Genomic DNA, 6,669 nt, shown 5'->3' with positions numbered 1-6,669 from the left:
CGATGGGGTGTCAGCCAAAGAGATGTCGACTGACACATCATCGCGAGCAGGCTCGCTCCTACAGGGATTTGGTTGAGAGGAACAATTGTGAACGGACCGTTTAAGCGCTGGCCCCCCCGGGCCGCATCCTTGCTGCTCTGCCTGCTGTTCTGGCAACTCGCCGCCAGCCATCACTGGAACCTCGGCCTGGTGACATTCGCCAATGTGCCAACACCGCTGGCCGTGATCCAGGCCGCCTTCGGTCTCGGTGACTCTGGCAAATTGGCCCGGCATTTGAGCAGCAGCCTCGGCCGGGTGTTCGCCGGTTACCTCGCGGCATTGATCATCGGGGTCGCCCTGGGACTGGCCATCGGCCGTTCGAAATGGGCCGAAGACCTGTTGCTGCCGCCGCTGGAAGTACTGAGGCCGATACCGGCCGTGGCCTGGATTCCCCTGGCGATCCTGATGTTCCCCTCGTCAGAGCTGTCGATGGTCTTCATCACCTTCACCGGCGCATTGTTTCCGATCCTGCTCAACACCGTGCACGGCGTCGAAGGTGTCGATCCACGGCTGATTGCCTCGGCGAAAAGTCTCGGGGCAGGGCGGCGGGCGATTCTGCTGGAAGTGATTCTGCCGGGAGCTGCGCCAAGCATCATCACCGGCCTGGCCATCGGCATGGGCACCTCGTGGTTTTGCCTGGTGACCGCCGAGATGATCTCCGGCCAATACGGCATCGGCTATTACACCTGGGAGTCCTACACCATCCAGAACTACGCCGACATCGTGGTCGGCACGTTGCTGATCGGGGTACTCGGGATGGGCAGCAGCCTGTTGATCAAGCGCCTCGGTGGACTGTTCACGCCTTGGCATCGACCACGAGGAAAAGCCTGATGAGCGTCTTTCAACACCCGCAAGGGCGCATCGATATTCGCGCCCTGTCGATCAGCCTGGGTGAGGGCAGCACTGCTTTTGAAGCGGTACAGGGGCTCGATTGCCAGATTGAACCGGGGCAGTTCGTGTGCATTCTCGGGCCGTCCGGCTGCGGAAAGTCCACCTTGCTCGGTGCGCTGGCCGGTCACTTGCAGCCGCGCACCGGCGTCCTCAATGTCGACGGTGCGCCGGTGTCTGGCCCGTCGCCGCAGCGCGGCATGGTGTTCCAGCAGCACACGCTGTTTCCTTGGCGCACAGTGCGCGACAACGTCGCCTTCGGCCTGAAAATGCGCGGCATCGGCAAAGCCGAACGGCACCGGGCCGCCGATGAAATCCTCGCCCTGGTGGGCCTTGAAGGCTTTGCCGAGCGCTGGCCGGATCAACTGTCCGGCGGCATGCAGCAACGGATGGAAATCGCCCGGGTGCTGGTCAATCGTCCGCGGTTGTTGCTGATGGACGAACCCTTCGGTGCCCTCGACGCCCTGACCCGCTTGAACATGCAGGAATTGCTGCTGGACATCTGGACACGGATTCGCACCACCGTGGTGTTCGTGACCCACGACATCGACGAAGCGCTGTTCCTCGCTGATCGCTTGCTGGTGATGAGTTCGCGCCCCGGCCGGATCATCGAAGACCTGCACCTGGACTTCCCGCGACCACGCACCACCGAGCTGGTGACGAGCCATGAATTTTCGCGCTTGAAGCGTCACTGCCTCGAGCTTCTGCGTCACGAAGACGGTCGGCAGCTACCGCGCCTGAACCCTCTCGGACTTCCTCCTGAAAACAAACTGCCGCGATTTGCCCTATGACCTCACTCTTTGATGTAACCGATAACGACGACATTCTCGCCCTGCAACCACGCCTGACCGATGAGGACGCCGGCGTGCGCCGCATCGCCCTGATCGACCTGGCTGACCTGGAAGAGCCCGATGGCCTGCTGTGGCTGGTCGATCGCCTGGCGCACGACTCGGCCGAGGAGGTTCGCGCTGAAGCCGCGCGCTTGCTCGAAGCCTGGGAGGACGAGCCTGTGGTCGAGGCGCTGTGCCAGGCCCTGACCGATCACTCGCCAGCGGTACAGGCCGCCGCCGCGCAAAGCCTCAGCCTGCTCAAGAGTGAAGCGGCAGGCAGGGTGATTCTGCCGTGGACCGGGCATGCCGACATCGGTGTGCGCATCGCCGCATTCAGGGCCTTGCGCGAGTTGCGCTTTCCCCAGGCCGCCCCGGCGGCCTTGCTGGCGCTGGACGATCACGACGCCAACGTCCGCCGCGAAGCGGTCGGCGTGCTGGGCTGGCTCAAGCAGCTCGATGCCTTGCCGGCCCTGGCACGGCTGGCCAGTGATGACCCGGACACCGACGTCCGTCGCGCAGCCACCGGGGCGTTGGGGCTGGCGTCTGACGCACAGGTGCTGCCGGCCCTGCGACAGGCGCTGCAAGACCAGGCCTGGCAAGTGCGCGAAGAGGCCGCCACCACGCTGGGCAAGGTCGGGCACGCCGACGCCGGTGCCGCGCTGGTCGAAGCCTTGGGCGACGATTACTGGCAAGTCCGCCTGCGCGCCACCCGCAGTCTCGGGCGTTTACGGTATGCCCCGGCCCTCGATGCGCTGATCGAAACCCTCGGCCACCGCATCAGCAATCTTCGCAAGGAAGCCGCACTGGCCCTGGGCGAGTTGAACGAGCGGGGTGCCATCGCGCCGCTGTTGGCCGCCCAGGACGACGGCGACCCGGAAGTGCGCAAGGCGGTGCGCATTGCCTTGAGTCAACTGCAATGAACCCGCTGGCCATCGGCAATTCCCGAAGCAAACAACAATTGCGCCTGAACTGGCCGGACGGTCGCGAACAGCGGCTGGACCACGTCGAGTTGCGTCGCCAATGCCCGTGTTCTCAATGCCGGGCGTTTCGAATGCGGGGAATGGCGCCGCTGGTTGATGCTCGCATTCAGGTGGTCGAAGTGAATTCGCAGGGGTATGGATTGCAGTTGGTGTTCAGTGATGGGCATGAGCGGGGGATTTATCCGTGGGCGTTTCTGGCCGGGCTTAGGGACTGAATATTCAGTCTGGAGCTTTTCCCCCTATGTGCGGTTCCAGTTGTTTATGTCGCGAATGCAGGTTCAGTAACGGCCCGGATAAATGCATCGTCCACAGTCTTTGCTCCATACTTGTGCATGAACTCACTACCGTTGGCAAAGCGATTGAAGCGTTGCTGACTAATCATGTAAAAATAATCACAATGGTTAATGACTTCATCAACATTGTGCGAGGAGACAAGAATGGCGGAGCCCTCTCTGGCAGCGCCGTGAAGGCATTGCCAAATATAGTGACGAAACTCGGGATCTACACCAGCAGTAGGTTCGTCGAGAATTACGAAGTCTGCAGCAATTGAAAGAAGAGAAAGGGTAAAGAACCAGCGTGTTTCTCCGTAGCTGCATAGCGATGATTTTTTGTTCCAGATATCTTGGTAGCGGTCAACTATCGCAGGGCTCCACGCACTTAATTTTATTAGGGTTTTATCTTGTGTCATTGGCTCGCTTGATGACAGCGCAGTCACCATTTTAAAAATGTCACGCATGCGCAACGGGGGAGAAGTGGTAATGATCTGAGAAAGGTATAAGAAATGACTAAAGTCGTTTTTTATGAAGCCGCACTTTGCTTTTTTAAGATCACAGATGATGTCGAAAAAAGTTGTTTTTCCAGAGCCGTTGGGCCCGAGAATTCCGACAATATCGCCTTGAGCAACCTCAAGGGAAGCCTGGGTTAAGAGGGGGGTGGTTGAATAGGAGAAATCAATGTTTTGCGCCCTGAACTTTTTCATCAGTATCGGCTCCATACAGGATTTATTCTAAGGTATTTGAATGTCTTAAATAGTGTAAAAGTGAATAAAAGAACTATTGCGATTGTGGTGGGCTTGTTGGAATGAAGGCCTTGTTCCATTATTTTGCTTGCAAGAGTTAGTGGGTTTGCAAGATTCAAAGTATCAGTGATGTTGTTTGCCCTGCTGGCACTCATTATTCCGAGAATTAGCATGCAAAACGAAAAAATGGAAAGCAAAGTGTTCGAATTCTGAAAGTTGATCGGTAGCCATGAAAATACAGCACCGAGAGTGCAAAACATGATGAAACAGACATAGAAGCGTAGTGTGATACTTAGTAATTCATTGAGGTTGTAGTTTCCAAATGGAAATTTCGTCATTAGGTAAAAGGTCGCACAATAGAATGTCGATATTAGTGAGTAGGTAATGAAGTGTGATGAAAGGAAAATTAATTTTGAGTCCTTGGAGTAAATAAATGATCGGGTGAATCCGCTTTCCCTTCTTCCGATAATGTAAAAGGCGAATCCGAATAATGCGACGCTCGAGGAAATATAGGCATAAAACCATGCTGAAACTGTAATGTAGTTGCTGGAAAAATAGTTGGCGTCTTGCCTGGTTGCTGCGAAAAAATAGAACATCGCGCAAGGTGATATCATGATCCAAAATAATGAGATGGGTTCTTTTAATTGTTCTTTAATGAATATGGAGGTCAGGGAAAAAATTCTGGGCCAGATATTTTTAGTCATGATTGAATTCTCTATGGGAATGGAACCATTGTTTCTTTTCTTTCGTTGTGTATTGCGAGGTGAAGGGAGTTTGTCACTTGAAATTAAATGGTGTCGCTAGAGTTAGTTGATTTTTCTGTTGGTTGCAAGTGGGTTTTTTTTGTCTTGTGGGGGTATTCCTACTTACTTTTAAGAAGTGTCCTGCATGCGATTCGGAGCCTTGGTGGTTTGGTTTGGTTTGGTTTGGTTTGGTTTGGTTTGGTTTGGTTTGGTTTGGTTTTAGTGTGGATAGTGTCTGGCGTGGAGTTGTAAAATTTCTTTTTCATACCGTATTTTAGTTTTCGATAAGTAGGAATGATCTTGCTATGACGAGTAGGGTATTTCTGTAGGATTAAATGTGCGTCTTGTGCTTTTTTTATGATTTTTATTTTTTCTAAGTGCTGATTTTTTAAAAAAATACGACGAACGGTAGGCCCTATTTTTTGATTGTCCGCTTCGTTAGAGTCAGGAGTGCAGAGCATTGCGTTTGCGGGTTGTCGAACAGCTAACTTAGGGGTATGAACTGCAACAGGTATTAACCGATGGGCATGAACGGGATTTATCCGTGGGCATGGGCGTACTTGGCACAACTCGTCCCCGAATCCACCCTAATCTGATGCATGCACGCCCCGCTCGCGAAAGCGCTGGGTCAGCCAATGAAGTATCGACTGACATACCGCTTCCGTGGACAGCGGCTCAAGGTCTCGATTCTCGGTCGAGGAGAACTTGAAGTCCGGAGAGGGGGGAAGCTCGCTACGCACTTAAACCAGGACGCAAGCAGAGGTCTCAAGGAGGATTGCTTATGATCTCAATTGCCGAACGCTTATCACCTTATACCGAAGCGCTGAGCGTCTCGTCTTTTCGCAAATTGCTGATAGGCCAAAGTCTCTCGATGGCCGGCGACGCTATTTGTCTAGCCGCACTGCCGATAGCGCTTATCCGGACCGGCTACGGAGCAGAAGTATTTGGTTTTGTAATGGCGGCAGTCGGGGTAGGGAGCGTGATCGGGGCCCTGGTCGGAGGCTTGCTGGCGGATCGAAAGTCGCCGAAGCAAGTACTGATTTACACCGACACGGCGAGGGGTTGCGCGCAACTGGCCGCAGTGGCGCTGTTCTTCTCCGGTACACCGTGGTGGTGCTTGGTCTTTGCCTACCTGATATTTGGCATCGGCATTGGGGTTTCCCGTCCGTGCGCCCAAGTACTGCTTGCCAAATTACTGCCCAAGCAAGCACTGGTGGCGGGCAATGGTGCGATGAACTTTGTCGACAATCTGGTCGCTGTGCTGTTTCCCGCGACGCTGGGAGTATTCATCATTTTCTGGGATCCGGTCTGGGGCATATTGATCGATGGTTTGACATTCTTCTGCGCCGCCATTTACACGGCGATGTTGCCCAATTTTGAGCCCTGTGAGTTGGAGGAGGAGTTCTCGATCCGGGAAACGGTCAATGGCATTGCCATCGTTGCCGGCAATTCCAAACTTTTGCTTGGCTTCGCGGCTACCCTCGTGGTGAACGTATTGTGTTTCCCGATTTTCCTGGTCGTCGCTCCCTATGCCATCAGCAATCGATTCAACGAAGAAATGTGGGGTGTGTGTCTGGCCGCCTCGGGATTCGGTGCGTGCATCGGATCAATCGTCACGGTGCTTGTTTCCGGGCATGAACGACTGATCGGACTTGCAGTGACCTGCGGCCTGTTTTTGGCTGGCGCGATGGCACTACTCGGCATGGGAAGCTCGTCCTGGATGGCGATACTGGGGGCGACTCTGGTAGGTGTCGTCGAAGCGTCCTGGTTGACTGGATGGGCTACAGCGATGCAGACACTGGCTCCCGAAAAGGACCTCGGTAAAGTGGTGGCAGTCGATACGCTCTTTACCAGTGGCGTACACCCCTTCATTTTTCTCGGTAGCGGAATCGTCGGCGGGATGGTCGGTTATTCCCAGACCCTTTCCCTCACGGCAATTCTCAGTGCGGTAGGCACACTGTTAATTGGTTTGGCATCCATTACGCTCATACCAAGGAGTGCTCAAGATTTCGCGGGTTGATGCGCTGGTTCGGGTTATCGATTTGCACTCGCAGGGGTATGGATTGCAACTGATCTTCAGCGATGGCCACGATCGCGGCATCTATCCCTGGCCCTATCTGGCACAACTCGCCCCCGAACCCACTGGAATCTAACGGTGGGAGCGAGCTTGC

Annotated in this window: 6 protein-coding genes and 1 pseudogene; 6 read left to right on the top strand and 1 reads right to left on the bottom strand. The window is 54.9% G+C overall.

What is annotated here, in order from left to right; translation table 11 throughout:
* The first annotated feature begins 87 nt into the window (after positions 1 to 87).
* Genes AC1Q6D_RS30200 through AC1Q6D_RS30185 form a run of 4 tightly spaced genes read left to right on the top strand, consistent with a single transcriptional unit; the run spans position 88 to position 2,952 of the window.
* Positions 88 to 870, top strand: a complete 783-nt coding sequence (locus AC1Q6D_RS30200) for an ABC transporter permease (RefSeq protein WP_103404807.1) — start codon at positions 88 to 90, stop codon at positions 868 to 870.
* Positions 870 to 1,718, top strand: coding sequence for an ABC transporter ATP-binding protein (locus AC1Q6D_RS30195; protein WP_103404808.1), 849 nt, complete (start codon positions 870 to 872; stop codon positions 1,716 to 1,718). Before AC1Q6D_RS30200 ends, AC1Q6D_RS30195 begins: the two co-directional genes overlap by 1 nt.
* Positions 1,715 to 2,677 carry a HEAT repeat domain-containing protein gene (locus AC1Q6D_RS30190; protein ID WP_103404809.1) on the top strand — a complete coding sequence of 321 codons (963 nt, stop codon included), beginning with the start codon at positions 1,715 to 1,717 and terminating at the stop codon, positions 2,675 to 2,677. The genes AC1Q6D_RS30195 and AC1Q6D_RS30190 overlap by 4 nt, the downstream gene beginning before the upstream one ends.
* Complete coding sequence (locus AC1Q6D_RS30185) at positions 2,674 to 2,952, top strand: DUF971 domain-containing protein (protein WP_103404810.1); 279 nt, start codon at positions 2,674 to 2,676, stop codon at positions 2,950 to 2,952. Before AC1Q6D_RS30190 ends, AC1Q6D_RS30185 begins: the two co-directional genes overlap by 4 nt.
* 44 nt (positions 2,953 to 2,996) lie before the next feature.
* Here AC1Q6D_RS30185 and AC1Q6D_RS30180 read toward each other — a convergent pair whose 3' ends face one another.
* On the bottom strand, positions 2,997 to 3,716 hold the full coding sequence (locus tag AC1Q6D_RS30180; protein WP_103404815.1) for an AAA family ATPase: 720 nt from the start codon (positions 3,714 to 3,716) through the stop codon (positions 2,997 to 2,999).
* Positions 3,717 to 5,279: 1,563 nt separating this feature from the next.
* On the opposite strand from AC1Q6D_RS30180, the gene AC1Q6D_RS30175 reads away from it, so the two are divergent.
* Entirely contained in the window at positions 5,280 to 6,518 is a 1,239-nt protein-coding gene (locus tag AC1Q6D_RS30175) for an MFS transporter (RefSeq protein ID WP_103405792.1), read from the top strand.
* Positions 6,511 to 6,651: pseudogene (locus tag AC1Q6D_RS30170) on the top strand (gamma-butyrobetaine hydroxylase-like domain-containing protein); the annotation flags it as partial. The gene AC1Q6D_RS30175 and the pseudogene AC1Q6D_RS30170, both read left to right, overlap by 8 nt.
* Between the last annotated feature and the right edge of the window lie 18 nt (positions 6,652 to 6,669).

This window comes from Pseudomonas sp. MT92, from assembly GCF_058792515.1.
Note: the sequence above shows the minus strand (reverse complement) of the source record. Positions and strands in the feature narration are given on the sequence as shown.